Origin of the sequence: Streptomyces sp. NPDC013157 (genome assembly GCF_042899865.1) — a bacterium.
In the GTDB taxonomy this organism is placed as follows: domain Bacteria; phylum Actinomycetota; class Actinomycetes; order Streptomycetales; family Streptomycetaceae; genus Streptomyces.
The window spans coordinates 419456-444889 of record NZ_JBIBAK010000005.1; the positions used below are offsets into that span (position 1 = coordinate 419456).

A 25434-nucleotide genomic window follows, 5' to 3' on the forward strand; every position below is an offset into this window, starting at 1 on the left:
GTGCGTGCGATGAGTCCAGCCGAGGCCGCGGTGCCGGGGGGCCGGGAGCCCGTGCGCGGACCCGTGCGGCCGGGCGGGCTGCTGGACGTCCTGAGCGTGGCCTCCGTCGTGCTGGACGCCAAGGGGCGGATCGTGCTGTGGAGCCCGCAGGCGGAGGAACTGTTCGGCTACTCGGCGCAGGAGGCGCTCGGCCGGTACGCGGCCCGGCTGATGGTGCACGAGCGCCACATCGAACTGGTCGGCAAGCTGTTCGCGGACGTGATGACCACCGGGCGGAGCTGGGCCGGCGGTTTCCCGATCCGGCACAAGGACGGCTCCACCCATGTGGTCGAGTTCCGCAACATGCGGCTCATGGACGACAACGGCGACGTGTTCGCGCTGGGCCTGGCCGCCGACCAGTCGACCGTGCGGCGGCTGGAGCAGGACGTGGCGCTGTCCGAGCGGATCGTCAAGCAGTCGCCCATCGGGCTGGCGGTCCTCGACACGGACCTGCGGTTCGTGTCGGTCAACCCGGCGATGGAGCGGATGAACGGCGTCCCGGCCGAGGAGCACGTGGGGCGGACGATCCGCGAGGTACTGCCCTCGCTGGACGCCGACGCCCTGGAGTCGGCCTACCTGCGGGTGCTGCGGACCGGCGACCCGGTCATCGACCACTCCGCGGTGGGCCGTACGCCCGCCGACCCGGACGAGGAGCACATCTGGTCGGTGTCGGTCTACCGGCTGGACGACGCGCTGGACAACGTGCTGGGCGTGGCCACCTCGGTGGTGGACATCACCGAGCCGTACCGGGCCGGGGTCGAGGCCGAGAACGCGCGCCGCCGGCTGGCCGTGATCGCCGACGCATCCACCCGTATCGGCACCACCCTCGACCTGGAGCGCACCGCCAGGGAGCTGGCCGACGTCGCCGTGCCGGAGCTCGCCGACGTGGCGACCGTCCAGCTGCTGGACACGGTGGTCGAGGGCCGGCGCAGCACTCTCGGCCCGGCCGAGGCGGCCGCGCTCCGGGCCCTCGCCGTGCGCGCGGAACAGAACGCGGACGCGGTCCAGGCCGCCGACGCCCCCGGCACCGTCGCCCGGTACGCACCGGACCGGCTGATCACCGGGTGCGTACGGACCGGGGAGGCCGTCGTCGTCCCGCAGGTCAAGGACGAGGACCTGGCCCGGATCGCGCCCTCCCCCGAAGCCGCGGTGCTGCTGGGCCGGGCCGGGGTGCACTCGTACCTGGCCGTGCCGCTGATCGCGCGCGGCGAGGTGCTGGGCGCCCTCGATCTCAAGCGCACCCGCAATCCGGCGCCCTTCGACGACGACGATCTGCTGCTGGCCCGGGAACTGGCGGCGCGGGCGGCCGTACAGATCGACAACGCCCGCTGGTACGAGAACGCCCGCACCACCGCCCTGACCCTCCAGCGCAGCCTGCTGCCCACGCATCCCCGGGTCACCCCCGGTCTGGAGGTCGCCTCCCGCTACCAGCCGGCCGGTGCCACCGTCGAGGTGGGCGGCGACTGGTTCGACGTCATTCCGCTGGACGACGGCAGAACGGCCCTCGTGGTGGGCGACGTGATGGGCAGCGGCATCAACGCGGCCGCGACGATGGGCCGGCTGCGCACCGCGACCACCACCCTGACCGCACTGGGCCTCGACCCGGCGGTCCTCCTCGAACACCTCGACAAGACCACGTCGGGCCTCGACCACTCCATCGCGACCTGCGTGTACGCCGTGTACGACCCGCATCTGCGCCGGTGCCGGATCGCCAACGCCGGCCATCTGCCCCCGGCCCGGGTCCGCCCCGGCCGTCCGCCGGAACTCCTCGATCTGCCCACCGGGGTCCCGCTGGGCGTCGGCGGGGTCGCCTTCGCCACCACCACCGTCGACTTCGAGCCCGGCGACGAGCTGGTCTTCTACACCGACGGCCTGGTGGAGACCCGCTCGCACTCCCTGGACGAACGCCTCGACGAACTGCTGGCCCTGCTCGACGGCCCGGCCCGCCCGCTGGAGGAGGTCTGCGACCTGCTGCTGCGGGAACTCCACCACCCCGACAACCACGACGACGTGGCACTTCTCATCGCGCGGGCCCAGGAACTGCCGTAGCGGGAGGGGCGCCGGCGCGCCGGATCCACCCGTGCGGATTCATCGGATTCACAGGGACTGATTACCGGCTTCTTATCGGCGGACGACCACACTTCACAGAGAGGCATGCATCGCGCGATGCCGCGTGCCGTTCGCCGATGGGAGCGAGCCGTGACGCACGAACCGGAGCAGGAAAACCGCCGTGACGTCGACGGAACCGCACCGTCGATCCCGCCGATGCCCGACCGTCCCCCGCAGGCCGCCGCCCCGGAGTGGGAAGCCCCGTCGGAGGTCCTCTCGGGGCCGGGACCCGACCGTGAGCCGGGCACGCCGCTGCGCGGCCTGTGGCGCCGCCAGTCGCTCCGCGTGCGCGCGGTGACCGTGGCGCTCGTCGCCGGAGCGCTCGCCCTGGGCGGCACGGTGGCCTTCGCCGCCGGCTCGGGCGGCGGCTCTGCCGCATCCCCGGCCGCCTCCGGTGCACCGTCGCCCTCCGCACCGGACGGGCACGGACCCGGGCGCGGCTGGTTCGGGATGGGCGGCTTGGGCGTGCACGGCGAGACGACCGTCAAGGACCCGGACACCGGCACGTACGTGGTGCGGGTCTGGCAGCGGGGCACGGTCGAGAAGGTGGACGGCGACCAGGTCACGGTGAAGAGCGACGACGGCGCGTCGTGGACGTGGACCGTGGGCTCGGACGTCAAGGTGCGCGGCGACTCCGACGCGCTGAAGAAGGACGCGAAGGCCGTCCTGATCGGCACCCGCGGCGACAACGGCAAGCTCACCGCGTCCGGCGCGCTCTCGGGCGACTTCACGGGCACGGGCCGGGCCGGCGGCATGCACGACCGCGGCGGCCCCTGGCAGCGCCCCGGCGACCGCACACCGTCTCCGAGCCCGTCGGGGAGCGGGGCGACCACCTAGGACGTGTATCGAATGTCCTGGTCACAGCCACTCGTTGATGGCCGCGACGAGGACAGTCGCCTCGTAGCGGACCGCGAGCCAGTCGTATCTCCTGGCGACGACACGGTGCCCTTGGGGGCGATTGATGCCCCACTTGTCCGGGATGGTGCAGCGGATGCCGCGTCGGCGCAGGTAGGCGCGGTTCTTGCGCGACGCGTACGCTTTGTCGGCGCGGACCCGGTCAGGCCGGGTCCGCGGACGCCCTGAACCTCGGCCGGCGACGCGGACCTTGTTCAGGACGGGCTCGACCCCCTTTCCCGCAAGCATGATCAGAAAAGCGCGCCAACCTGATCGAAGAGACACGGCCTAGTTCTGCGCAGAGGCCACCGCGCCGCGCAGCTCACCGCCTGCCACCTCCAGGACCGCTTTTCCGGAGACACGACGTCCGCGGAGGGCCTCAGCAGCCTCGGCGAAGCGGTCCCAGGGTCCTTGCCAGCCGATCTCGATGGTGACGGCCCCCTCAGCGGCCAGCCCGGCAAGAACGGCCAGGTCCGCGCCGGCATCGCCGTCGATGACGAAGGAGGCCAGCGATTTGGCCGGGCCGACGGTCGCATACGGCGGAAAGACCGCCGGCTCTCCGGATGTCCAGCCGACGCTCTGCACGCTTCCCCCGGGAGCGAGCAGGTTCCACGCCGCGACCAGTTGGGGGCCACCGACACTGTCGATGACCACGTCGACCGGTCGCTGAAGTCCTTCCAGACCGATCAGCACCTCGTCGGCGCCCGCCTCGGCCAGCCCGTCCCCGCGGCCGGCCGAGCCCACGGACGCGATGACGTGGGCACCCGCCCGCGCTGCCAACTGGACGGCGAACCGGCCGACTCCGCCGGATGCGCCGGTGATCAGCACTCTCTTGTCCGGTCCGAGTCCGGCGGCCCGCAGCGAGCGCAGTGCCGCCACTCCGGCGACCGGCAGAGCTGCCGCTTGCGCCAGGCCCAAGCCCTTCGGTACCTCGGCGAGCGCACCCACGTCGATCGCGACGCGCTCGGCGAACGCCCCCGAGGTCAAAGCCACCACCCGGGTGCCCACCTCAGGGCCGGTTCCGTCGGTTGCGGCACGGATGACCACTCCGGCGGCGTCCGAACCGAGCACCGCTCCTACAGGGACCCGACCGGAGCGGGCGTCGTTGAGGTCACCGTAGTTCAACGAGGCGTGGGAGACGTCCACCAGGACCTGGCCCGGCCCGGGCACGGGGTCGGGCACGTCGGCGAGGCGGACGGCGGTGGACGCGGACGGATCGACGACGAGAGCGCGAACAGACATGCCGTCCCCCTTGGTTTACGACTTGTAACAGCAGTCATCATCGATAACCTTGCTGCTCATCGGAAGGAGGCACTTTTATGTCACGCAGTCACACCCGTGTTACCGAAGCACTGAGGGACGAAGCCTGCCCGGTCACCGAGGTGCTCGACCGCGTGGCGGGCAAGTGGAGCATCGGGATCCTGATTGCCGCCGCCCACGGCCCGGTCCGCTTCACCGAACTCGAACGCGCCATCAATGGCATCAGCCGACGGATGCTCACCCTCAACCTACGCAGGCTGGAGCGGGACGGCCTGCTCGTTCGCACCGTGCATCCGACCGTGCCGCCCAAGGTCGAGTACAGCCTCACGCCCATGGCCCGGGAGCTCTACACCTCGCTGACCGAGCTGGTGGGCTGGGCCGAGCGGCATCGGGCCGCCATCGCGGAGGCCCGCGCCGCCTACGACACCGCGGCGGAGCAGAGACCCGACGCCGACTGAACGAGCGCGGACCGGCTCTCGGGCGGCTCCCGTGGCGGCCGGCCACCGCTTTTCGCCCCGGCCGACTGCCGTGAGCGCCATGCGGTCGAATGCGGGACCAACCGGCTTGAAAGACATAGGGCAGTGGTGGCCACGAGGTACGACAAGCCCTCCGTCCGCTGAGAGGTGACTGTGCTGGTCGCAGTCGTGAACGAGTGGCTGTGACCAGCACTGTCGCAACGCACTGTCGCAACGCCCTTCAGACGACGTCGAATTCGTTGCCCTCGGGGTCCTGCATGGCTGCGGCGTAGAGCCCCATGTCCGGCTCATCCTTGATCCGCAGCACAGTGGCACCAGCTTTGACCAGCCGTTCCACCGCAGCCGTGACCCGCTGTGTGCGGACGTCCAGTGGGATGTCACGGCCCCCACCGACCTTCAGGTCGAAGTGCCACCGGTTCTTGGCGACCTTCGGCTCCGGAACCTGCTGGAACCACATCCTCGGTCCGCGTCCCGCGGGATCGATGATCGACTCCGGAATATCCCCGGCACCGGCTGGCAACTCTGCCTCGGGCACCCCCACCGCCGCCCAGTAGGCACGCCACGTGGCGTGCTCGCCCGGCGGAGGCTCGGGCACGTAGCCGAGGGCCTCGGCCCAGAAAGTCACCATTCTTTGCGGATCGGAGCAGTCGATCGTCAGCTGCACTGTCATCTCCATGCTCGGAGCATCCCAGGCAGGACTGACAGACGATCCGCTTTCGAAACAGGCCCTGGCGCGTACTTCCTGGTGCCCCTGCGTCAGGAACGCCTCCTGCCACACCGGCGGGAGGTCAGGACGCAACCCCGGGAAGCGCTGTGCTGCCGAGCCTGTCGAGGATGTGCGGCCATGCGGCCTCACCCAGGAGCCTGTCGGCCTCGGGCGTGCCTCCGTACCGGAAGTGCGGGGAGTGGGGCGCGGGGCTCTCACCGGGGAAGCGAGGTCGGTGGCCGGCATCCTGGCGGGTGATCACATGCACGGTGGCCCCGGCTGAGCGTCTGCGTTCCGCCAGTTGTTCGGCGAAGGGGAGCGAGGGCCACATGGCGTCGTCGCCACCGGCGACGAGCAGCAGATCGGCCCGGGCCCTTTCCACGGGGATCTCCGCCCGGGCAAGCAGACCCGCGAATCTCCGCTCGCTGAGTTCGTACCATCCGCGGATGGCGACGGGATCGTCGCCCGGTTCGATCGGGGTCCAGGAATCATCCATGGGGACGAAGGGCAGGGGCTGCTCCCGCCAAGTCCAGGAAGAGCGATACGGGTGCTGTTCTCCGTCCTGGCCCGGACCCACGTTGCACCAGACTCGCGACGTGGGTGACAGTGCGATGACGACGTCCACGCGTGGGTCGTACACCGCTGTGAGCAGGGCCGCTTCAGCTCCCTTGGAGAGACCGAGGATTGCGACACGCCGTGCCCCGCTCGCCACGAGGAAGTCGACCGCGGTGGTGAAGGTCTCCAAGGGGATCTCGCAGATTCCCGGGGACTGCCCCGGGCCGCCGAACCAGCGGACGGACAGAGCAGTGATGCCCTGCCGAGCGAGGATGCGTGCTCGCTCGCGTTCGATGCGCCCACTGGAACCGGCCAGGACCAGCACGCCGGTGTCACTTCCCTGGGCAGGGGTGGCCAGGACGCCTTCCCAGGGAGAGTCCAGCTCCTGCTCGACAACGTCCACGTGCTCCCCCGTTCGTCACGCCGTGGTCAGAACACCGCCGACACTCTCTCAGGCGATGGCCTTCCCGCCCAGGAGCGACCGCCGGAGCTCGATCTAGGACGCGCCGTCGCCGGCAGTCTCGCCGCGGCTCGGCTCAAGGCGGTCTACTGCCTGCTCGCTCCACGACCGGATGACCGATGCCTGCTCAGGGGTGAGCGAGTCGAGGACGTGGCGGCGGATGTTGGCGCCGTGCACGAGGACGGCGCTCTGGGCGGCGCGGCGCCCCTCGGCGGTCAGCCCGATCCCCGCGCGGCGACCGTCGGCCCCGTACCTGGTGCGCTGGACGAAGCCGCGTTTTTCCATGCGCGTCAGCTGGTGTGAGACGCGGCTCTTGTCCCAGTCGAGCGACTCGGAGAGCTCACCGACACGCATCTCACGGCCGCCGGCCTGCCACAGCGTCACCAGCACGCTGAACTCGGCCTTGGAGATGTCGCAGGCACGCTGCAGACCACGCTCCAGCTCCGTGGTGAGCAGGCGCTGCGCGCGCATCCAGACATCCCAGAACTCCCACTCCCGGGGTTCCAGCGACCGAGTCTCCGTCATGTCCCCGAGGATACCGCGACCAGCGGAGTTGTCACCTCAACTCATCCCGACCCAGAGTTGACGTGACAACTCCAGGGAAGGAAGACCGTGACACTCCGCATCGCACTCGTCCTCGGAAGCACCCGCCCCGGACGCCGCGGCGACCAGATCGCCGCCTGGGCACTGGAGGCGGCCCGCGCCCACGGCGGAGCCGACTACGAACTCGTCGACCTCGCCGACCACGACCTCGGCAACCTCGACGAACCCGGCAACCCGAACCTCCAGCAGTATCAGCACGACCACACCCGCACCTGGGGCGCGCTCGTCGACGGCTTCGACGGCTACGTGTTCCTCGTCCCCGAGTACAACCACTCCTACCCCGGAGCTCTGAAGAACGCCCTGGACCACGTCTACCGGGAGTGGAACGACAAGGCCGCCGGGATCATCAGCTACGGCGGCTGGGTCGCCGGGGCCCGGGCCGCCGAGGCGCTGCGGCTCGTCCTCGCCGAACTCCAGGTGGCCACGGTCCGGGCCCAGCCCACCATCTCGACACGCCCCTCGTTCCACACCGGGACCTTCGTCCCCCAGGAGGGCCTCGACACCGCCGTGGACGGCATGCTCGACCAGGTGATCGCCTGGTCCGGCGCCCTGCGCGGGGTCCGCGAGGCCAGGGCACGGACGGCCACAGCTGCATGAGGCGCGGTTCGGCCGATCACGTGAGACCGGTCTTCCGCGCCGCCTTCACACGCGTCGCCGTGATCTGTTCCCGGTGCCGAAGGACGGGGCTCGCGCGGTGACAACTGCTCAGGCCCGGTCACACATCAAGTGGCCGGCGCGTGGGTGACGCCGACGGCGGCGTGACGCACCGGGGCCCTGTCGGGCACGGTCTCAGTCCCGTGCGCCGATCACGACGTTCGCGTACAGCTCCTCGGAGACCGCGAGCCGGGTGGTCAGTCCGGCGCGCCGGAAGGTGCGCACGGCTTCGTCGGTCTGGCGCTCGCTCGTCTCGACCAGGACGCAGCCGCCGGGCGCGAGCCACTCGCGCGCACCCGCGGCGACCCTGCGCAGTACGTCGAGTCCGTCGCCACCGCCGTCGAGGGAGACCAGCGGCTCGTGGTCGCGGGCCTCGGCGGGCAGCAGCCCGACCTCGTCGCTGGGGACGTAGGGCACGTTGGCGGCGAGGATGCCGGTCCGGCCGCGCAGGTCGGTGGGCAGGGCGTCGAACAGGTCGCCGGCGTGGGCGTGGCCGCCGTACGGGGCGATGTTGCGGCGGGCGCAGGCGACGGCGGCCGGGTCGATGTCGGCGACGTGCAGTTCGGCGTCCCCGAGGGCAGCGGCGAGGGCCGCCCCGACCGCGCCGGAGCCGCAGCACAGGTCGACGACGACGGATGCGCCGGGCGCCTGGGCCAGGGCCTGGTCGACCAGGAACTCGGTACGGCGGCGGGGCACGAACACGCCGGGTTCCACGAGGATGCGCAGCCCGTGGAACTCCGCCCAGCCGAGGACGTGTTCGAGGGGCTGTCCGGTGGCGCGCCGGTCCACCATGGCGGCCACCTCGTCCGGGGTGCGGGCGGTGGCGAGGATCAGCTCCGCCTCGTCCTCGGCGAAGACGCAGCCGGCGGCGCGCAGCGCGGAGACGACGGCGGAGGTTCCGGTTTCGGAGAGTGAGGTCATCACCCGGGAGCCTATCTGCACGCCGGCGCGCCGGTCAGATGGTTTGTCACCGCACGGACGGACCGCCGTGCAGGCGGTCCGTCGATCGAGCGGACGAGCGGACGAGCCGACCGGCGGACGCGCGGTCAGACGCCGACCGTCTCTTCGGTCTCTTCCTCGGCCGCTTCGACCTCCTCGGCCGGTCCGGCCGGTCCGGCGGGGGACTCCGGTACGACCACTGCGGCGGGCGGCGCCGCCTTGGCCCGCTCGTGGGCCGCGGCGATCGCCGTGACCGCGAGGCCGGCCAGCAGCCAGACCGCGAGGGTCCACACGTTCCGGCCGAGGCCGTCGCTGCCGAAGTACAGCAGGCTGCGGATGCCCTCGACGAAGCCGGCGCCGTTCCAGAAGGCGTGCAGGGTGCCGAAGAAGCCGTTCTGCAGCTCGGGGCGGAACAACCCGCCGGAGCTGGTGAAGTTGAGCATCACGAACAGCACCATCATGGTCAGCGTGGTCCACCGCTTGAGGAAGGTGTGCAGGCCGACGCCGATGAGGAGGATGCCGGCGGAGTAGAGCCAGGCCATGCCCCAGACCCCGGCGAGGTCGTGGTGGGCGAGGCGGAACACCGGTCCGGCGAGGAACGCGCCGATGCCGCTGACGACGGCCGAGACGCCGAGCGCGAGCAGGGCGCGTATCCGCATCGGGAGCGCCGCGCCGGCCGCGCCGAGGGCGGCGACCGAGGCGTAGGAGCCGATGCTCACGGCGATGAGCAGGAAGAACAGGCCCTGTCCGGTGGGGTCGTCGGCGACCGGCTTGGCGACATCGGTGATCTTCAGGGCCGCGCCGTTCTTCTCGGCGACCGGGGTGAAGACCTTCTCGACGGCCGTGGCGCCCATGTCGGAGGCCGCGCTGGCGACAATCAGCTCCGGAGTCCTGGCGTTCGCCACGTAGGCGCCGGTCACGGTACGGGACCTGAGCAGGTCGACGGCCGCAGCGCGGGTGGGGACGGTACGGACGTCGAGCTTGTCGCCGGCGGTGTCCTTGATGGTCTGCGCCAACACCTTCGCTTCCGGTCCGGCGCCGACCACGGCCACCGGCATGTGGTTCGGCTCCGGGTGGACGAACGCGCCCATATAGGCGAGCCCCATGCCCAGGCACATCAGTAGCGGGGTGATCAGGTGCGTGAGCACATGGCGCAGTGCCGGTGACCTCATCGCGTACGACCTCCAGAACCTTCCGGCCAAAATGGTTGGCTTATACAACTCACGACCAAGTTGTACTATACAACTAGACCGTCAGAGGAGGTATTCCCGTGAGGGCGTTGCTGTGGAAGGCGCAGCCGTCGAAGGTGTTCCCGTGACGACGGCGGAGACGGCGGTGGAGACCATCCAGCGCGAGATGACGGCGTTCGCGCGCCGGGCGCGGGCCTCGGCCGGGCGCATGCACCCCGAGCTGTCGCTGGTGTCGTACACCCTGCTCGGGCACCTGGAGGAGCGCGGCGGCTGCCGGGCCACCGACCTGGCCGCGCACTACGCGCTCGACAAGTCGACGGTCAGCCGCCAGGTGGCGGCGCTGGAGCGGGCGGGGCTGATCGAGCGGCGCCTGGACCCGGAGGACCACCGGGTCCAGGTGCTGCATCTGACGGAGGCCGGGCAGGAGATCCTGGCCCAGGTCACGCGCAGCCGCCGGGCCGCCTTCCAGGAGCGGCTGGCGGACTGGCCGGAGGCGGACCTGGTCAGGTTCGCCGGATACCTGGAGCGCTACAACGCCGGGGCCTCGGCGGGTTCCGCCGACGACTGACCGAGCCGCTCCGGCACCCTGGCCGCGACGAAGGCGGTACGGCGGCGCAGGCGGAAGCCGAGCGACTCGTACAGGCGGATCGCGTGGGTGTTCTCGGCGCCGGTGTGCAGGAAGGGGGTCTCGCCGCGTTCCCGGATGCCGTGCGCGACCGCGCGGATGAGCCGGGTCGCGAGGCCCTCGCCGCGGTGTGCCGGGTCGGTGCAGACCGCGCTGATCTCGGTCCAGCCCGGCGGGTGCAGCCGCTCCCCCGCCATCGCGATCAGCCTGCCGTCCCGGCGGATGCCCAGGTAGGTGCCGAGTTCGACGGTGCGGGGCAGGAACGGGCCGGGGCGGGTGCGCGAGACCAGGTCGAGCATCTCCGGTACGTCCGCCGGGCCCAGCCGGACCGCGGCCGGCTCCGGGACGGCGTCCATGCCCTCGTCCACCAACTGCACGCCGGCGATGCTCATCGTGAGCTCCCAGCCCTCCGGGAGCTCACCGCGGTAGCCGGGCAGCGGGACCTCGGCGCCGGGGCCGGCCAGGGCGGCGAGATCCGCCCAGTCGTCGGCGCCGGGATCGTCGGGCAGCGCAAGCCACGGGGAGACGTCGACGGGGTAACGCAGGATCCGGCCGCGCCGCTCGGCGAAGCGGGCGTGCGGGCCGGTGAGCGAGGCGCGGGCCGGGTTGTCCAGGACGTGCGGAGCGCCCTCGCGGGCATGCGGGACGCTCATATGGCGACCTCGATCACGATCTTGCCGAGGGCGTGCCCGTCCTCGACGGCGCGCAGCGCCTCGTCGGCCCTGTCCAGCGGGAAGGTCTGCGAGACGTGCGGGTCGAGTTCACCGGCCACGACGAGCTCGGCCACCTCGTCCAGGACCGCGGCGGTCCGGGCGCGTGCCACCCGCGCCCCGCCCAGCGCGGCGACGGTCTCCGGCGGTGCACCCGCCGTGATCAGCTTGGTGCGGTCGGCGAGCAGGCCGGCCGCCTCGGCGAGCACCTCGCCGCCGACCAGGTCGTAGACGCCGTCCACGCCGCCGGGAACGACGGCCCGCACCCGGTCGGCCAGGCCCGGGCCGGAGGGCACGTGCACGGCGCCCAGCGACTCGACGAGTTCCTTCTTGGCCTCGCTCGCCACACCGACCACCCGCAGGCCCCAGGCGTGGGCGATCTGCAGGACCGCCGCGCCGACTCCGCCGCCCGCGCCGGTGACCAGCAGGGTCGCGCCCTCGGGCAGGTCGAGCTGGCGTACGCCGTCGTAGGCGGTGGCTCCGGCGACCGGCAGGGTGGCGGCGTCGGTGAAGGACAGCGCGGCGGGCTTGTGCGCGGTCAGGGACGCCGTCAGCAGGGCGTACTCCGCGAACGCGCCGCCGGGCGTGTTGCCGAAGACCTCGTCACCGGCCGCGAACCCGGTGACGCCCTCACCGGTCTCCTCGACCACACCGGCGGCCTCGCTGCCGAGGACGGCCGGGAAGTGCGCCTCCCCCTCGCCGGGGCGGCGGAAGCCGCCCCGCAGCTTCCAGTCGACGGGATTGACCCCCGCCGCGCGGACCGCGATCAGGAGTTCACCGGGGCCGGGAACGGGCCGGGCCACCTCGGCGAAGGCCTCGGTCTCGGGCCCGCCGTGCCTGGTGTGGACGTACGCCTTGGGCATCGTTTTTCCTCGCTCTCTGGTGCCGTCACCGGTGTCCCGGCAGCCGCACTCAGCGGCAAGGACGGGCACGGGACGGCTATTCCCGCACCCGCGGATCGTTCATACGGCCGCAATGATCGGCGGTCTGACCTGGGCGGGAGCACCCGATCGGGCGTCGTACGGTTGAGGCATGAACGTCACCCGAGGCTTCGCCGGCCGCCCCCGAGTCCACAACGCCGGACTGCCGCCCGGGCAGTACGACACGGGCGGCGACTGGCCGGTGCTGTCCGCCGAGGTGACACCGGACCTGGCGCCGGCCGACTGGTCGTTCCGGATCGACGGTCTGGTCGCCGAGCCGCGCACCTGGGACTGGGACGCGGCGCGCGCCCTGCCCGCGTCGGCCTACGAGGGTGACATCCACTGCGTGACCAGCTGGTCGAAGTTCGGGGTGCGGTTCGGCGGCGTCTCGCTGGACGCGTTCTTCGATGTGGTGCGCCCCCATGGCTCCGCCACACATGCCGTCGCCTACGCGCACACCGGCTACACCGCCAACCTGCCGCTCGCCGACCTCACCGGCGGGCGGGCCTGGATCGCCTTCGAGTACGAGGGCGAGCCGCTGCCCGCCGAGCACGGTGGCCCGGCGCGGCTGCTGGTGCCCCACCTGTATTTCTGGAAGAGCGCCAAGTGGATCGCCGGCATCACCCTCCTCGACCACGACGAGCCCGGCTTCTGGGAGCGCAACGGCTACCACGCGCGGGGCAACCCGTGGGAGGAGCAGAGGTACTCCGGTGACTGAGACGACGACCGCCGGGACGGCCTTCGCTCCCCCGACGCGCTTCGCGGTGCCCGGGCGCATCGAGGTCGGCGGCGAGACCGCGGGGGTGTGGCAGACGGCCACGATCACCGGGATACGGCGCGAGACCCCGCACGCCGCGACCTTCCGGTTCGCGGTGCCGGCCTGGGCGGGGCACCTGCCGGGGCAGCACCTGCTGCTCCGGCTGACCGCCGCGGACGGCTACACGGCCCAGCGCCACTACTCCCTCGCCTCCGCACCGGACGGCTCCGGGCACATCGAGCTGACGCTGGACCATGTCGCGGGCGGCGAGGTCTCCGGCTGGTTCCACACGGTGGCCCGGCCCGGTGACACCGTCGAGGTGCGCGGTCCGCTGAGCGGCTTCTTCGCCTGGCCGGGCGACCGGCCCGCGCTGCTGGTCGGCGCCGGTTCCGGGGTCGTACCGCTGATGTCGATGGTCCGGCACCACCGGAACCGGGCCCTGGACGTGCCGCTGCGCATGGTGGTGTCGGCCCGCTCCCCCGAGGAGCTGATCTACGCGCGGGAGCTGGGCGCGGAGACCACGACCGTGTTCACCCGCGCCGCACCCCAGGGTGTGCCGGTGGGACGTATGTCCGCCGCACATGTGGCCCCGCTCCTCGCCGAGCAGCCCGAAGGTGGGTGGGAGGCCTATGTGTGCGGCTCCAACGGGTTCGCGGAGCATGCCTCTCGGCTACTCGTGGCGGCCGGACAGCCGGTGGACCGGATCCGCATCGAGCGGTTCGGCTGACCCGAGGCGCCCCGGACGGCCGCCCCGGGCACGCGGAGCGTAGCTGCGGGTGGGCGGCGCGCGCCGGAACCTGTGCTTCGGCCGGTGCCGCATCCGTGTCTCCGGGCGGTGGGCGAGGTGCTCCGTACGGGGTACCAGTCCCGTGTGGACGCTCGCATGCGAGCGGGGGCACGCTGGGAGCTGCGGACCGGCTGTCCGGCCCTCCGGCTCTTGTGGCGGCGAGGAGGTCGACATGCGTACCCGGGTGCGTGGCTGGCGCTGGCGGCAGAACCCGCTGCGGCGCAAGTCCGACATGGTGGAAGCGTGGATCGCGCTGGCCGTCGCGGTCCTGCTGTGCGTGGGTGCGCCCCTGGCGGGTGCGGTCGCGGGGCTGTGGGCCCATGAGCAGGCGCGGTCGGTGGCGGCGGTGCAGCGGTCCGAACGGCACATGGTCCGGGCGGTGGTCGTCGGCGGCACCCCGGAGCAGCTGCCGTCGGTGCAGGGCGGCGACCGGGCGCACGCGTACCAGACGAATGTCCGCTGGACCGTGCCCGGCGAGGGGACGAAGACCGCCCTGGCCCGGGTACCGGCGGGAACGCGGACCGGTGACGCGGTGGACGTGTGGTTCGACCGGCAGGGGCACGGGGTCGCCCCGCCGCCCGACGAGGTCGCCGTCTGGCAGCACACGGTCACCGTGGGCCTGTGCGGGGCGAGTGGCGCGGCGGCCGTGGTGCTGCTCGGCCACGGCATCGTGCGCCGGGTGGCACTGCGCCACCGGCTCGCCGAGTGGGAGCAGGAGTGGGCACGCACCGGACCGGACTGGACCCGCGGCCGCGCCTGAAACCCTGGCCTGCCCTCCGCATTCACCGATCGTTACGCCCGGACCCCGGGCTCGGTGCCCGCCGCTGCGGCCGAGGTGACCCGACCACCCGGCGTTGTCGCCCCACCGCCCGGGATCTCCCGCCCGTCGTCCACGGCCGCCAGTCCGGCACCCCTGACCAGCGGATCCACGGCCGGTGACAGGGGCTCGCCGCAGTGGTCGGGCTCTGCAGGGGCCTGGCGATTCGTCGGACCATCCACGTACGGTGTGATCATCCGCACCTTCCCTTCACCAAGGCGGTTGTTGATGGCCCTGTTCGACCTTCCCCTCGACGAGCTTCGGGAGCACCGCAGTACGTCGGTGGCGCCCGACGACTTCGACGCCTTCTGGTCCAAGACGCTCCAGGAAGCCCGCGAGCACGATCTCGACGCCCGTTTCGAGCCGGTCGACGCCGGGCTGTCCACGGTCGACGTCTACGACGTGACGTTCGCCGGGTTCGGCGGCCACCCGGTCAAGGGCTGGCTGCGGATTCCGGCCGGCACCACCGAACCGCTGCCGCTGGTCGTGGAGTTCATCGGGTACGGCGGGGGCCGCGGGCTGGCGCACGAGAACCTGCTCTGGGCGTCGACGGGACGGGCGCACTTCACGATGGACACCCGCGGCCAGGGCAGCGCCTGGGGCGGCGGAGGCGACACCGCGGACCCGGTGGGCGGTGCGCCGGCGTACCCCGGGTTCATGACCCGGGGCATCGACGCGCCCGAGAACTACTACTACCGCCGGGTGTTCACGGACGCGGTCCGGGCGGTGGAGGCGGCCCGCTCGCATCCACTGACCGACGCGGCGCGGACCGTGGCGCTCGGCTCCAGCCAGGGCGGCGGTATCGCCATCGCGGTCGGCGGTCTGGTCCCGGACCTGGTGGCGGTCGCGCCGGACGTGCCGTTCCTGTGCGACTTCCCGCGCGCCACCACGCTGACGGACCGTCACCCGTACCGGGAGATCGCCCTGTTCCTGAAGACCCACCGCGGCCGCTCGGCGGACGTGCAGCGCACCCTGTCCTACTTCGACGGTGTGCACTTCGCGGCGCGCGGCCGGGCCCCGGCGCTGTTCTCGGCGGCCCTGGAGGACCAGACCTGCCCGCCCTCCACGGTCTACGCGGCCTTCAACTCCTGGGCGCACGCGGACAAGACGATCGAGGTGTACGACTTCAACGACCACGAGGGCGGCGGCCCGTACCACGAGGCGGCGAAGGCGCGCTGGCTGCGCTCGTACGTCTGAGGAGGCGGCGGAGTTGGACACGCTGGAGGCCGCGGAGCGGTTCGTCCGGGTCTGGGAGCGGGGCTGGGCCGCGCACGACGTGGACGCGCTGCTGGCCCTGCACGCCGAGGACTGTGTGCACCGTTCGATGCCGTTCCGCTCCCCGCACCGGGGCCGGGACGAACTCGCCGCCTACCTGCGCTGGTCGTTCGAGGCGGAGCGGGTGACGGACGTCGCGTTCTCGGCGCCGCTGGTGGGCCCGGACGGGGTCGCGGCGGCGGAGTTCCGGGTGCGGTCCGAAGAAGGGGGTGCTGCGGCCACGCTGGCGGGGTGCGTGTTCGTGCGCTTCGACGCGTGGGGCCTCGCGGTGGAGTCCCGCGACTACTGGCACACCGCGGAGGGGCACCAGGAGCCGGCCGGGAGACTCTTCCTCCTCTGATCTTCCCCCCAGTCCGACCAGTCGGTACGTTCGGGGTGCCCGGGCCGCAGCGTCGCGGTCCGGGTTTTCCGGCGTACGACGGAGGGCGCATGTCCGAGCACGAGCCTCAGCCGCAGGTCCACGGCCACTGTGATCCGCGTTTCGCGGCGGTGCGGGAGGCGTTCGAGGAGAACTTCCGGGACCGGGAGGAGCTGGGCGCCGCCGTCGCGGTGACGGCCGGCGGCGAGACGGTGGTGGACCTGTGGGGCGGGTGGGCCGATCCGGCGCACACCCGGCCGTGGGAGCGGGACACCGTGGTCAACGTCTGGTCCACGACCAAGGGCCCGGTGGCGCTGTGTGCGCACATCCTGGCCGACCGGGGACTGCTCGACCTCGACGCGCCGGTGGCCGCCTACTGGCCCGAGTTCGCGGCGGCCGGCAAGGAGCGGATCCTGGTCCGTCATCTGCTCTCGCACCGGGCCGGGCTGTCCGGGCTGCGCGAGCCGCACTCGCTCCAGGACCTGTACGACTGGGAGCTGACGACCGCGCGGCTGGCGGCGACGGAGCCCTGGTGGGAGCCCGGGACCACCTCCGGGTATCACGCGCTGACCTACGGCTTCCTGGTCGGCGAGGTGGTGCGGCGGGTGTCGGGGCTGCGGCCCGGGGCGTTCCTGGAGGGGGAGGTGACCGGGCCGCTGGGCATCGACTTCACGGTCGGACTGCCGGAGAAACAGGCCGGGCGGGCGGCGGAGCTGGTGCACCCCCGGGTCGTGTCGGACAGCGAACAGGCCGCGATCTTCAGCCAGTTGGCGCCCGCCGCGGTCGCCGCCCTGGCCAACCCCGGGGTGGGAGCGAGCGCGGCGAACACCCCCGAGTGGCGGGCGGCCGAGATCCCGGCCGCCAACGGGCACGGTACGGCCCGGGCGGTCGCGGCGCTGTACGGGGTGTTCGCCGGCCGGGGCGAGTACGACGGCCTGCGCGTGCTGTCGCCGGCGGCGGCCGAGCGGGTGCGGGAGGGCCAGGGCAGCTGCCGTGACCTGGTGCTGGGAGCCGGTTTCGAGCACGAGACCGAGATCGGGCTCGGACTCTGGCTGAGCGGGCCCAACGGCTCGTACGGGCCCAACCCACGGGCCTTCGGGCACGACGGGTTCGGCGGCTCCTGCGGGTTGGCCGACCCGGAAGCGGGAGTCTCCCTCGGATACGTCATGAACCGCATGGGGCCACGGATCGCGGACGATCCGCGGAAGACGGCCCTGGTCAACGCCGTTTACGCGAGTCTGTGAGGCCCGCACGGTTTCGGCCGAACCCGCCGACCGCTCTTCCCTGATGGTTTAGACCAATGCTAGATGTGGTCGCGGAACGAACCCGCACGGCTACGGCTTGTCATCGGGTGCGCCGGCAGGCGTCTGCTCGTCTGTCCGCGTGCCCGGTGACCAGGCCCTGTCACCCACAGGAGGCGCGGCATGGCCCGCACCACCCCGCACGACCACTCCGAGAGCGAAGGGCAGCCCCTGTACTGGCGGATCGCGACACAACTCCTCGGCGAACTGCGCGACGGCACCCTGCCGCCCGGGGAACGGCTGCCGGCGGAACGGCAGTTGGCCCGGCACTTCGGGGTCAGCCGGGAGACCGTCCGGCAGGCGCTGGAGGTGCTGCGGCACAGCGGACTGGTGGCCACCGACCGACGGGGCAGTCACGCGACGCTGCAGGGCCGGCCGGTGGAGAGCCCGGTCTCTCTCGCCTTCCCGGTGGGCGCCGGGCCCACCGAGCACGGCGCGGTCGACCGGGCCACGGTGACCTGGGAGGAGCCGCCGCCCGAGCACGCGGCGGCGCTGGGGCTGGCCCCGCACCGGCCGACCCTGGTCCACCGCTACGAGTCCGCCTCCCCCGACGGCCACTCCCTGCGCACCGCCGTGACCTCGTTCTCGGCCGTGGCCCTGACCGAGGTCGAGGAACTGGGGCGCTACCGGGACCGGGCCGACGGCTGTGCCGCCGCGCAGCTGCGCCGGGCCTACGACTGGATGCGGCAGGCGGGCCTCACCCTGCACCACCGGGACTCCATCACCCAGGTCGCGGACGCCTCCTCGGTCCGGGTGACCCGCCGGGTGCACGACCAGTTCGCGCGCCCGCTGGAGATCACCGACCTGGTGGTGGACGCCCAGCAGGACGCGCTGGTCTACGAGTTCACGGTGCCTGCCGCGGGCTGACCGCGCCGGGCCACGACCAGCCGGGCGCGTGGGCTGCCGTCGTCGCGCTCGCCGAACTCGGGCAGCGCGGACAGTTCCACGGAGAACCCCGCGCGCGCCAGCTCCTCCAGCACGGCGCCGAGCCGGAAGGCCCGGTAGTACATGACGAACGGGGGCCGCCACAGGGCGTTGCGCACGCGCATCACGGCGTCGAAGCCCAGCAGCATCCAGAACCCGGGGCTGGTGGGCCGCGGCGGCGCGAGCACCGGGAAGGCGAAGGTGCCGCCCGGCCGCAGCACCGCGTGGACCTGGCCGAAGAGACCGGGCAGTTCCCGGGGCAGGAAGTGCCCGAACGCCCCGAAGCTGACGACCAGGTCGAAGGCGGGCCCGAACGGCAGGGCCCGGGCGTCACCGCGCACGTAGGTGACGCCCGGGCCCTCGGGCGGGGACTGCCGGCGGGCGATCTCCAGCATGCCGGCGCTGAAGTCGACCCCGGTCACGCTGTGCCGGCACACCTGGGCGAGCACGTCGGTGCCGGCTCCCGTCCCGCAGCACAGGTCGAGGCCGTCCGCGAAGGGGCCGAGCGGGGTGAGCGCCTTCGCGACCGCCTCGAGGACCGGGGCGGGGGTCCGGAAGGGGGTGTGGTCGAACTTCGGGGCCAGCAGGTCGTAACCACGCTCGACCGAGGACAGGGCCTGGACGGCGAGTTCACGGAAGCTCGGGCCTTCGGGGCTGAACATCCGTCCAGCCTACGGGAGCACACGGCGCGGGCGCGGCCCGGCGGCGGCCACGCCCGCGCCGTCCGGTGTCACGCCACCGTGAGCGTGAGGGCGCCCGTGTAGGTGGAGCCGGCGGTGATCGCCGTCTCGGTGCCGTCGACCGTCAGCTTCACGGACTTGCCGCGCGGTGCCTGCACGGCGGCGTCCGCCGCGAGGGTGAGGCTGGTCAGGTAGGAGGTCCCGGTGACCGTCCAGGTCGAGCCGCTGTTCAGCTTCACCACCACACCGTTGTTGACGGCTGCCTGCACGGTGTTGGTGACGATGCCCAGCTCGTAGAAGGTGGACGAGTCGATCGAGGAGACCCGGTGCTTGGCCTTCGTCGCCGAGATGACGCCCGTGACGGTGGAGTCCTCGAAGGTGAGGACCATGTTCTTGCCGTTGCGCATGCCGTTGTAGAAGTCGCCCTTCACCTTGATGGAGCTGAAGGTGGCGGCGCCGTCGGTGGAGTGGACGGCGGTGACGTCGAACGAGGAGTTCTTCACCGGGTCGGTGGTGGGCTCGGTGTAGACACCGACGTTCATCATCTTGCCGTTGACGGGGACCGGGCCCGGGTCGTCCAGCTCGATCATCTGCAGGATGACGCCGTCCCGCGGGTTGAGCCGGGCGCCCTGCGAGCCGTCCACCGAGATCGTGGTCTGCTGGCCCTTGTTGAGGAAGGTGGCCCGCTCGGAGTTGATGACCGTGCCGCCGTCCAGGGTGAGTTGGCCGGCGCCGAAGAACATGTAGCCGAAGTGGCCGGAGTCGACCACCGTGCTGCGCTCGGGGATGCCCCGCAACTCGGCGTCGGACAGGCCCAGTTCCAGCTCGGTGTTGAGCGCGGCGACGGCGTCGCGGGTGCTGTCGCCGTAGTGCACGACGGCGGCCGGCCCGGCGATGATCGTCGCGTAGGAGCCGACGTCGAAGCGGGAGCCGAGGACGCGGACGGTGGCGTCGCCGATGGCGTAGGTGCCGTAGCCGTAGTCGCCGGTGTTGCCGACGTGGCTGTTGATCGCGGTCAGCTTCAGGCCGCTGCCGCCCTCGACCGACAGCGCGCCCCAGGTCTCGGAGAACACGGTCGAGTTGAGGTAGGTGGCGATGCTGTTCCTGCCGATCAGGTTGGTGGCGCGGACGTTGCCGTCCAGGCCCAGCATCCAGGGCACCGACTCCATGTACGGGGTCTCGACGGTGGCCTGGTAGTCGGCGGGCAGGACGCCGTTGCGGGCGCGCAGGAAGGAGTCCCTGACGAGGACGTTGGCGCCGCCGTTGGCGATGACGGTGGTGCGGACCACGCCCTTGTTGCTGATCCGTGCGCCGTCCACGACCAGCTTGGTCGCGGAGCCGTCGCCGACCACGGCCGCGCCGTACCCGGCGAAGTCGGAGCGTCCGTTGCCGTCGAGGGTGATGGTCGGGCTCTGGAGGGTGTAGCTGCCGCTCTCGACGTAGACGCCGTTGAAGCACTCGCCGGTGGAGGCGATCGACACGTTGCGGGCGGCGGCGTCGGTGACCTTGCCGCCGCGGACGGCGGACAGCACGGACTTCGCGGAGTCGACCCCGTCGGAGCCGACGTACAGCGCCTGCCGGAACGGGAAGGTCAGCGTCTCGTAGGTGACGTCGTTGGACTCGGCGACGGTGAGGACGACGTCACCGCGGTAGGTGCCGGCCTGGACGAGGGTCCCGGTGGCACCGGTCGCGGTGAGCAGCTGCCCGGTCTCCACGCCGTCGACGGTGAGGCTGATGTCGTACCCGTCCGGGGCGACGATCTTGCCGCCGTCGCCGATGGTCAACCGGCTCACCCGGGTGGTCGCGGCAAGCTCGTAGGTCTCCCCCGCGGCGACGGAGATCGTCCTGCCCGCCGCCTCGGGCGCGGCGGTGGCGGTACCGGAGGCGACCGGAACGAGCACGGCCGCTGCGGTGGCGGAACCGGAGATCAGGAACGAGCGTCGGGATGTCAGCGTCATTGCAGGCCTTTCCACGGGTGGAGTGCGCGGGTGTGTCATCGCGCAGAGTTACGAGTCGCCCGTCGAAACCAAGGCGACGAAAGCACCTGAGGTGTGCAGGTGGGAGTGAATCAGCCCTGGGAAACCCGGGACAGACATCGCACACACGCATCCCGGAACCCGATGCCTTCGATCGGGCGGCCTGCTTCATGGCGATCACACAGAGTCGCCACAGTCGCCGGCAGCGGGCACGCACGACGGCGAGGCGGACGGCCCGCGCGCCGTCCACCTCGCCGTGGTCCTCCGTCCGCCTACGCCGGGGCGATCATCCCCGCCGACAGGTCGATGTCCGCCCCGCACAGTCCCGGCATCGCCAGCATGGCGACCAGTGCCCGCGCGACCTCGTCCTCCTCGACCAGCCGGCCGAGCGCGGCCCGGGAGGCGAAGTCCCGTTCCGCCTCCTCGACCGTGCAGCCGGTGAGTTCCGCGGTGAGCCGGAAGTTGCGGTCCATGCGGGGTCCCCGGACCGGGCCCGGGGAGAGGGAGTTGACCGCGACGCCTCGCGGGCCCACCTCGCCCGCCAGCGTCCGGGTGAGGCCGATCAGCGCCATCTTGGAGGCGGTGTACGGCGTGCGGTTGAGCAGCGGCCGTTTGCCGCTGACCGAGGCGACGTTGACGATGTCGCCCCGTCCGGCGGCGAGCATGGCCGGCAGGAAGGCCCGGCACATGAGGTAGACGCCGCGTACGTTGGCGGCGAACACGTCGTCCCACTCGCCGGGTTCGATGTCGACCAGGGGCCGGACCGGCCCTGCGACGCCGGCGTTGTTGACGAGCAACGACACGTCCTCGTCGCGGAGTTCGGCGGTCAGCGCGCGCACGGCGGCGGGGTCGGAGACGTCGCACACCGCCGTGCGGGCCGCCTCGCCCACCTTGGCCGCGGCCTGGGCGAGGGCCTGCTCGTTCCGTCCGACGAGGACCACCCGGGCCCCGGCGTCCGCGAGCGCCAGCGCGAAGGCCCGGCCGAGCGGGCCTCCGCCGCCCGTGACCAGGGCCGTACGGCCGTCCAGGCTCACGCTTCGTTCCACGGCAGCGCGTCGCCGGCGGCCTTTGCGGCCCGTACGTCACCCGAGCGGGCGTGGCCCTCGAACAGCTCGATGCGGGAGGCACGCCCGCACAGCCGCCCGAGCAGGGCCTGCGAGGCGGTGTCGGTGACCTCCTGGTAGGTGACCGTCTTGAGGTACTTCCCCACCCAGAGGCCGCCGGTGTAGCGGGCTGCGCCACGTGTGGGCAGCACATGGTTCGTGCCGATGACCTTGTCGCCGAACGACACACAGGTGCCCTCGCCGAGGAACAGGGCGCCGTACTGGGTCATCTTCTCCAGTGCGAGGCGCGGCTCGGTGGTCAGCACCTCGACGTGTTCGAAGGCGAACGCGTCGGCGAGTTCGTACAGTTCGTCGGCCGAGCCGACGACGTGCACCTGGCCGTGGTTGCGCCAGGCCGGTTCCGCGTAGTCGCGGGTGGGCATGGAGGGCAGGATGCGCTCGACCTCGGCGAGGGTCCGCTCGGCGACCTCGCGGGAGGTGGTGATCAGGACGGCCGGGGAGTCCGGGCCGTGCTCGGCCTGGGAGAGCAGGTCGACCGCGCACACGAACGGGTCGGCCTGGTCGTCGGCGAGGACCAGGATCTCGGTCGGTCCGGCGAACAGGTCGATGCCGATCTCGCCGAAGAGCTGGCGCTTGGCCTCGGCGACGTAGGCGTTGCCGGGACCTGCGATCAGGTTGACCGGCTCCATGGTGTCGGTGCCCACGGCCATCGCGGCCACCGCCTGGACGCCGCCGAGCAGCCAGATCTCGTCGGCGCCCGCGAGGTGCATGGCGGCGACGGTGGCGGCGGGGATCTCGCCGTGGATGGGCGGGGTGCAGGCGACCACCCGGGGCACGCCGGCCACCTTGGCGGTGACGATGGTCATGTGGGCCGAGGCGGTGAGCGGGTAGCGGCCGCCGGGGATGTAGGCGCCGGCCGCCTGCACGGGGATGTGCTTCTGGCCCAGCCGCACGCCCGGCAGTGTCTCCACCTCGAACTCGCCCATGGAGTCCAGCTGGTGGCGGGCGAATCCACGGACCTGCTCCTGCACGAACGTGATGTCGTCGATGACCTGCCGGGGCACCGAGGCGACGATCTTCTCGACCTCCTCCGTGCTCAGCCGGAAGGAGTCAGGGCTCCACCTGTCGAACTTCTCGGAGTACTCGCGGACCGCCGTGTCACCGCGCTCGCGAATGTCCGCGATGACACCGGTCACCGTCTCACGCACCTGGTCGAGGGAGGCGGCCACCTCGGCCCGGGGCACGGCGTGCTTCAGGATCTCTGCCACAACTGCGGCCTTTCTCGGAAGGATCGGGGTTACACCGGGGGCGCTTCGAAGAGCACGTCGGGGTCGTTGAACTGCTCCTTGGCGACCGACTCGCTCATCGGGTCGGCGGTCCCCCACTGGTCCTGGGTGATCGGGTCGTCCACGTCGTGCCGGCCGGGGTGCCACAGGTCCTCTTCGAGGACGGCCAGTTCGGTGGTGTACTCGACGGTGTTGCCGTGCGGGTCGTGGAAGTAGGAGAAGGTGTTGTCGCCCGCCAGGTGCCGTCCCGGGCCCCAGGTGAGCCGGGTCCCGGCGCGCAGCGCACGCCCGGTGCCGCGCATGTACTCCTCCACCCCCCGCATCTCGAACGAGGCGTGGTGCAGCGACACATGGGGTCCGCGCGCGATGGCGAAGGAGTGGTGCAGCGGGCTGCACCGCAGGAAGTACATGAGGTCGCCCATGTGCGTGGAGTACAGGGTGTCGGTGAGCCGGAACCCGAGGTGCTGGACGTAGAAGTCCCGGAGCCCCTCCGGGTCCTGGGAGTTGACCACACAGTGCGAGAGCCGCACCGGGACGGCCTCCCGCTCCTCGATCTTGCGGTGGGTGCGGGTCGCGACGTCCGCGGAGACCTCGACGACGCGCCCGTCCGGGTCGAAGAAGCGCAGCCCGTAGCCGCCGCCCGGGGTGTCCAGTGCCCGGGGCTCGTGGATGATCTGCACCCCGGCCCGCCCCAGCCGCACCGCGAGTTCGTCGACGGCCGCCGGTGACACCGCGCCGAAGGCGACGAGGTCCATCCGCTTCCGCTCGTCCTCGCGGATGCGGACGATGTACTGCTCGGGGCTGCCCTCGGCGGCGAAGAACGCGATGCCGCTGTCGTTCGCGACCTCGGTCAGGCCCCAGGTGGTGCCGTAGAAGGCGCGCTGGCCGGCGAAGTCCGGTACGGCCAGGTCGACATGGCGCAGGTGGGTGATGGGCTCAAAGCTCATGCGTGGCTCCTGACGGTGTTGCGCTGATGGCCGAGGCCGGTGATCTCCGCGTCGATCACGTCGCCGGGCCCGAGGAAGACCCCCCAGTGCGCGCCGTTGCCGGCCGGGGAGCCGGTGAGCAGCAGGTCGCCGGGGCGCAGGGTGGTGGTCGTGGAGGCGTAGGCGATCAGCCGGGGAATGTCGAAGATCATGTCCTTGGTGGACTCGTCCTGCCGGACCACCCCGTTGTGCCGCAGCGTGATCCGCAGGTCGGCCGGGTCCCCGACGAAGTCCGCGGGGACCAGGAAGGGCCCGGTCGGCAGGAAGGTGTCGGCGTTCTTGGCGGTGAACCAGTCGGTGCCGATGGCCTTCAGGTCGGGCCGGTACAGCCGGTCACGGGTGGTGAGATCGTTGCTGATCGTGTAGCCGGCGACGTACGACATGGCCTCCGCGGCCGGGATGTTCTTTCCCGGCCTGCCGATGACCAGGGCGAGTTCGAGCTCCCAGTCGTGCTGTTCGCCGAGCGCGGGCAGTACGACGTCGTCGTACGGCCCGCACAGCGCTCGCGGAGAGCCGAGGAAGAGGTAGGGGACGCCGTCGCGGATCCGCTCGTCCATCATCTTCTCGGCGTCGGCGCGGGCTTCCTCCGGGGTGGCGCCGTGCACGCTCTCCTTCTCGGCGACGACCAGGTCGACCACGTGCTTGCGGTAGTTGGCGCCGCTCTGCAGGATCTGGCCCGGTTCGAGCGGCGTCCGGACCCGCAGGTCCGCCAGGTTGTGCCAGTCGCCGTCGGTGGCGGCGGCCAGGTCGTGCAGGCGGGGCAGCCAGGTGTCCCAGTCCTCGACCAGCGCACGTACCGACGCCACCAGGCCGGAGAGGTCGCGGACCCGGGCGCCGACGACCAGGCCGGGGAAGGCGGCTGCGCCGTCGCTGAAGGTGCCGAGCGCGAAGGGTCCGGCGTGGGAGGGGGAAGGTTCGGGCACGGGCGGCTCTCCTCGTACGGGTGGGGGCTCGCCTTCGACGCTAGGCACCGCATCCGGTCGGCGGAAATGGCCGTTCACGATGGCTGCCATCGCCTGCGCACCCGTCCCCCGCCGTTCTCGATGCACGGGCTGCGGCCTGCGGCGATGTGCGGCTGCACTG

The 25434-nt window shown here is 72.1% G+C and carries 27 protein-coding genes; 12 read left to right on the forward strand and 15 right to left on the reverse strand.

Annotation, left to right across the window (positions count from 1 at the left end; all coding sequences use genetic code 11):
• Nucleotides 1-9 precede the first annotated feature (9 nt).
• Nucleotides 10-2088, forward strand: coding sequence for a SpoIIE family protein phosphatase (locus ACFY6U_RS18340; protein WP_390039357.1), 2079 nt, complete (start codon nucleotides 10-12; stop codon nucleotides 2086-2088).
• A 150-nt stretch (nucleotides 2089-2238) separates the two neighbouring features.
• Complete coding sequence (locus ACFY6U_RS18345) at nucleotides 2239-2985, forward strand: hypothetical protein (protein WP_390039359.1); 747 nt, start codon at nucleotides 2239-2241, stop codon at nucleotides 2983-2985.
• 21 nt (nucleotides 2986-3006) lie between these two features.
• Here ACFY6U_RS18345 and ACFY6U_RS18350 read toward each other — a convergent pair whose 3' ends face one another.
• Together ACFY6U_RS18350 and ACFY6U_RS18355 are read right to left on the reverse strand one after the other, a co-directional pair.
• Nucleotides 3007-3291, reverse strand: a complete 285-nt coding sequence (locus ACFY6U_RS18350) for a hypothetical protein (protein ID WP_390039361.1) — start codon at nucleotides 3289-3291, stop codon at nucleotides 3007-3009.
• Between the two features lie 39 nt (nucleotides 3292-3330).
• Nucleotides 3331-4284 (reverse strand): zinc-binding dehydrogenase, encoded by a 954-nt coding sequence (locus ACFY6U_RS18355; RefSeq protein ID WP_390039363.1) that lies wholly within the window; start codon nucleotides 4282-4284, stop codon nucleotides 3331-3333.
• Between the two features lie 77 nt (nucleotides 4285-4361).
• Here ACFY6U_RS18355 and ACFY6U_RS18360 point away from each other — a divergent pair, with 77 nt between their 5' ends.
• On the forward strand, nucleotides 4362-4760 hold the full coding sequence (locus ACFY6U_RS18360; protein WP_390039365.1) for a winged helix-turn-helix transcriptional regulator: 399 nt from the start codon (nucleotides 4362-4364) through the stop codon (nucleotides 4758-4760).
• Nucleotides 4761-4998: 238 nt separating this feature from the next.
• Here the strand turns inward: ACFY6U_RS18360 and ACFY6U_RS18365 are convergent, their stop codons facing one another.
• From ACFY6U_RS18365 to ACFY6U_RS18375, 3 genes are all read right to left on the reverse strand, one after another.
• The gene (locus tag ACFY6U_RS18365) at nucleotides 4999-5454 is read right to left on the reverse strand and encodes a VOC family protein (protein ID WP_390039367.1); all 456 of its coding nucleotides are present in this window, start codon (nucleotides 5452-5454) and stop codon (nucleotides 4999-5001) included.
• 112 nt (nucleotides 5455-5566) lie between these two features.
• Complete coding sequence (locus tag ACFY6U_RS18370; RefSeq protein ID WP_390039369.1) at nucleotides 5567-6442, reverse strand: acyl-CoA thioester hydrolase/BAAT C-terminal domain-containing protein; 876 nt, start codon at nucleotides 6440-6442, stop codon at nucleotides 5567-5569.
• A 93-nt stretch (nucleotides 6443-6535) separates the two neighbouring features.
• Nucleotides 6536-7024: a MarR family winged helix-turn-helix transcriptional regulator gene (locus ACFY6U_RS18375; protein ID WP_390039370.1), complete on the reverse strand. Its 489-nt coding sequence runs from the start codon at nucleotides 7022-7024 to the stop codon at nucleotides 6536-6538.
• Nucleotides 7025-7111: 87 nt separating this feature from the next.
• Between ACFY6U_RS18375 and ACFY6U_RS18380 the strand changes: the two genes are divergently transcribed.
• Nucleotides 7112-7699: an NADPH-dependent FMN reductase gene (locus ACFY6U_RS18380; RefSeq protein ID WP_390039372.1), complete on the forward strand. Its 588-nt coding sequence runs from the start codon at nucleotides 7112-7114 to the stop codon at nucleotides 7697-7699.
• 192 nt (nucleotides 7700-7891) lie between these two features.
• Here the strand turns inward: ACFY6U_RS18380 and ACFY6U_RS18385 are convergent, their stop codons facing one another.
• A complete protein-coding gene (locus tag ACFY6U_RS18385; protein ID WP_390039374.1) occupies nucleotides 7892-8677 on the reverse strand; it encodes a putative protein N(5)-glutamine methyltransferase in 786 nt (261 codons plus the stop codon).
• Nucleotides 8678-8802: 125 nt separating this feature from the next.
• Nucleotides 8803-9867 carry a hypothetical protein gene (locus ACFY6U_RS18390; RefSeq protein ID WP_390039376.1) on the reverse strand — a complete coding sequence of 355 codons (1065 nt, stop codon included), beginning with the start codon at nucleotides 9865-9867 and terminating at the stop codon, nucleotides 8803-8805.
• Nucleotides 9868-10051: 184 nt separating this feature from the next.
• Between ACFY6U_RS18390 and ACFY6U_RS18395 the strand changes: the two genes are divergently transcribed.
• Complete coding sequence (locus tag ACFY6U_RS18395; RefSeq protein ID WP_390039720.1) at nucleotides 10052-10453, forward strand: MarR family winged helix-turn-helix transcriptional regulator; 402 nt, start codon at nucleotides 10052-10054, stop codon at nucleotides 10451-10453.
• On the opposite strand, the gene ACFY6U_RS18400 is transcribed toward ACFY6U_RS18395, so the two are convergent.
• Together ACFY6U_RS18400 and ACFY6U_RS18405 are read right to left on the reverse strand one after the other, a co-directional pair.
• Nucleotides 10414-11163, reverse strand: a complete 750-nt coding sequence (locus ACFY6U_RS18400) for a GNAT family N-acetyltransferase (RefSeq protein ID WP_390039378.1) — start codon at nucleotides 11161-11163, stop codon at nucleotides 10414-10416. The two genes, ACFY6U_RS18395 and ACFY6U_RS18400, sit on opposite strands and share 40 nt — an antisense overlap.
• Entirely contained in the window at nucleotides 11160-12083 is a 924-nt protein-coding gene (locus ACFY6U_RS18405; protein ID WP_390039380.1) for an NADP-dependent oxidoreductase, read from the reverse strand. Before ACFY6U_RS18405 ends, ACFY6U_RS18400 begins: the two co-directional genes overlap by 4 nt.
• 169 nt (nucleotides 12084-12252) lie before the next feature.
• Between ACFY6U_RS18405 and ACFY6U_RS18410 the strand changes: the two genes are divergently transcribed.
• The 7 genes from ACFY6U_RS18410 (at nucleotide 12253) to ACFY6U_RS18440 (ending at nucleotide 18302) form a co-directional block, all read left to right on the forward strand.
• Nucleotides 12253-12858, forward strand: coding sequence for a sulfite oxidase-like oxidoreductase (locus tag ACFY6U_RS18410; protein ID WP_390039382.1), 606 nt, complete (start codon nucleotides 12253-12255; stop codon nucleotides 12856-12858).
• Nucleotides 12851-13624 (forward strand): ferredoxin reductase, encoded by a 774-nt coding sequence (locus ACFY6U_RS18415; protein WP_390039384.1) that lies wholly within the window; start codon nucleotides 12851-12853, stop codon nucleotides 13622-13624. The genes ACFY6U_RS18410 and ACFY6U_RS18415 overlap by 8 nt, the downstream gene beginning before the upstream one ends.
• 232 nt (nucleotides 13625-13856) lie before the next feature.
• Nucleotides 13857-14444 (forward strand): hypothetical protein, encoded by a 588-nt coding sequence (locus ACFY6U_RS18420; RefSeq protein WP_390039386.1) that lies wholly within the window; start codon nucleotides 13857-13859, stop codon nucleotides 14442-14444.
• A 285-nt stretch (nucleotides 14445-14729) separates the two neighbouring features.
• A complete protein-coding gene (locus tag ACFY6U_RS18425) occupies nucleotides 14730-15698 on the forward strand; it encodes an acetylxylan esterase (RefSeq protein ID WP_390039388.1) in 969 nt (322 codons plus the stop codon).
• Between the two features lie 13 nt (nucleotides 15699-15711).
• Nucleotides 15712-16116, forward strand: coding sequence for a nuclear transport factor 2 family protein (locus tag ACFY6U_RS18430; RefSeq protein ID WP_390039390.1), 405 nt, complete (start codon nucleotides 15712-15714; stop codon nucleotides 16114-16116).
• A gap of 89 nt (nucleotides 16117-16205) precedes the next feature.
• Nucleotides 16206-17378, forward strand: a complete 1173-nt coding sequence (locus tag ACFY6U_RS18435) for a serine hydrolase domain-containing protein (RefSeq protein ID WP_390039392.1) — start codon at nucleotides 16206-16208, stop codon at nucleotides 17376-17378.
• Nucleotides 17379-17558: 180 nt separating this feature from the next.
• Nucleotides 17559-18302, forward strand: a complete 744-nt coding sequence (locus tag ACFY6U_RS18440; protein ID WP_390039394.1) for a GntR family transcriptional regulator — start codon at nucleotides 17559-17561, stop codon at nucleotides 18300-18302.
• On the opposite strand, the gene ACFY6U_RS18445 is transcribed toward ACFY6U_RS18440, so the two are convergent.
• From ACFY6U_RS18445 to ACFY6U_RS18470, 6 genes are all read right to left on the reverse strand, one after another.
• Nucleotides 18272-19021: a class I SAM-dependent methyltransferase gene (locus ACFY6U_RS18445; protein ID WP_390039396.1), complete on the reverse strand. Its 750-nt coding sequence runs from the start codon at nucleotides 19019-19021 to the stop codon at nucleotides 18272-18274. The genes ACFY6U_RS18440 and ACFY6U_RS18445 overlap by 31 nt on opposite strands.
• 68 nt (nucleotides 19022-19089) lie before the next feature.
• A complete protein-coding gene (locus tag ACFY6U_RS18450) occupies nucleotides 19090-20997 on the reverse strand; it encodes a hypothetical protein (protein WP_390039398.1) in 1908 nt (635 codons plus the stop codon).
• Nucleotides 20998-21287: 290 nt separating this feature from the next.
• Complete coding sequence (locus ACFY6U_RS18455; protein WP_390039400.1) at nucleotides 21288-22049, reverse strand: SDR family NAD(P)-dependent oxidoreductase; 762 nt, start codon at nucleotides 22047-22049, stop codon at nucleotides 21288-21290.
• On the reverse strand, nucleotides 22046-23347 hold the full coding sequence (gene hisD, locus ACFY6U_RS18460) for a histidinol dehydrogenase (RefSeq protein ID WP_390039402.1): 1302 nt from the start codon (nucleotides 23345-23347) through the stop codon (nucleotides 22046-22048). The genes ACFY6U_RS18455 and hisD overlap by 4 nt, the downstream gene beginning before the upstream one ends.
• A 29-nt stretch (nucleotides 23348-23376) precedes the next feature.
• Entirely contained in the window at nucleotides 23377-24312 is a 936-nt protein-coding gene (locus tag ACFY6U_RS18465) for a VOC family protein (RefSeq protein ID WP_390039404.1), read from the reverse strand.
• The gene (locus ACFY6U_RS18470; protein ID WP_390039406.1) at nucleotides 24309-25274 is read right to left on the reverse strand and encodes a fumarylacetoacetate hydrolase family protein; all 966 of its coding nucleotides are present in this window, start codon (nucleotides 25272-25274) and stop codon (nucleotides 24309-24311) included. The genes ACFY6U_RS18465 and ACFY6U_RS18470 overlap by 4 nt, the downstream gene beginning before the upstream one ends.
• Nucleotides 25275-25434 lie beyond the last annotated feature (160 nt).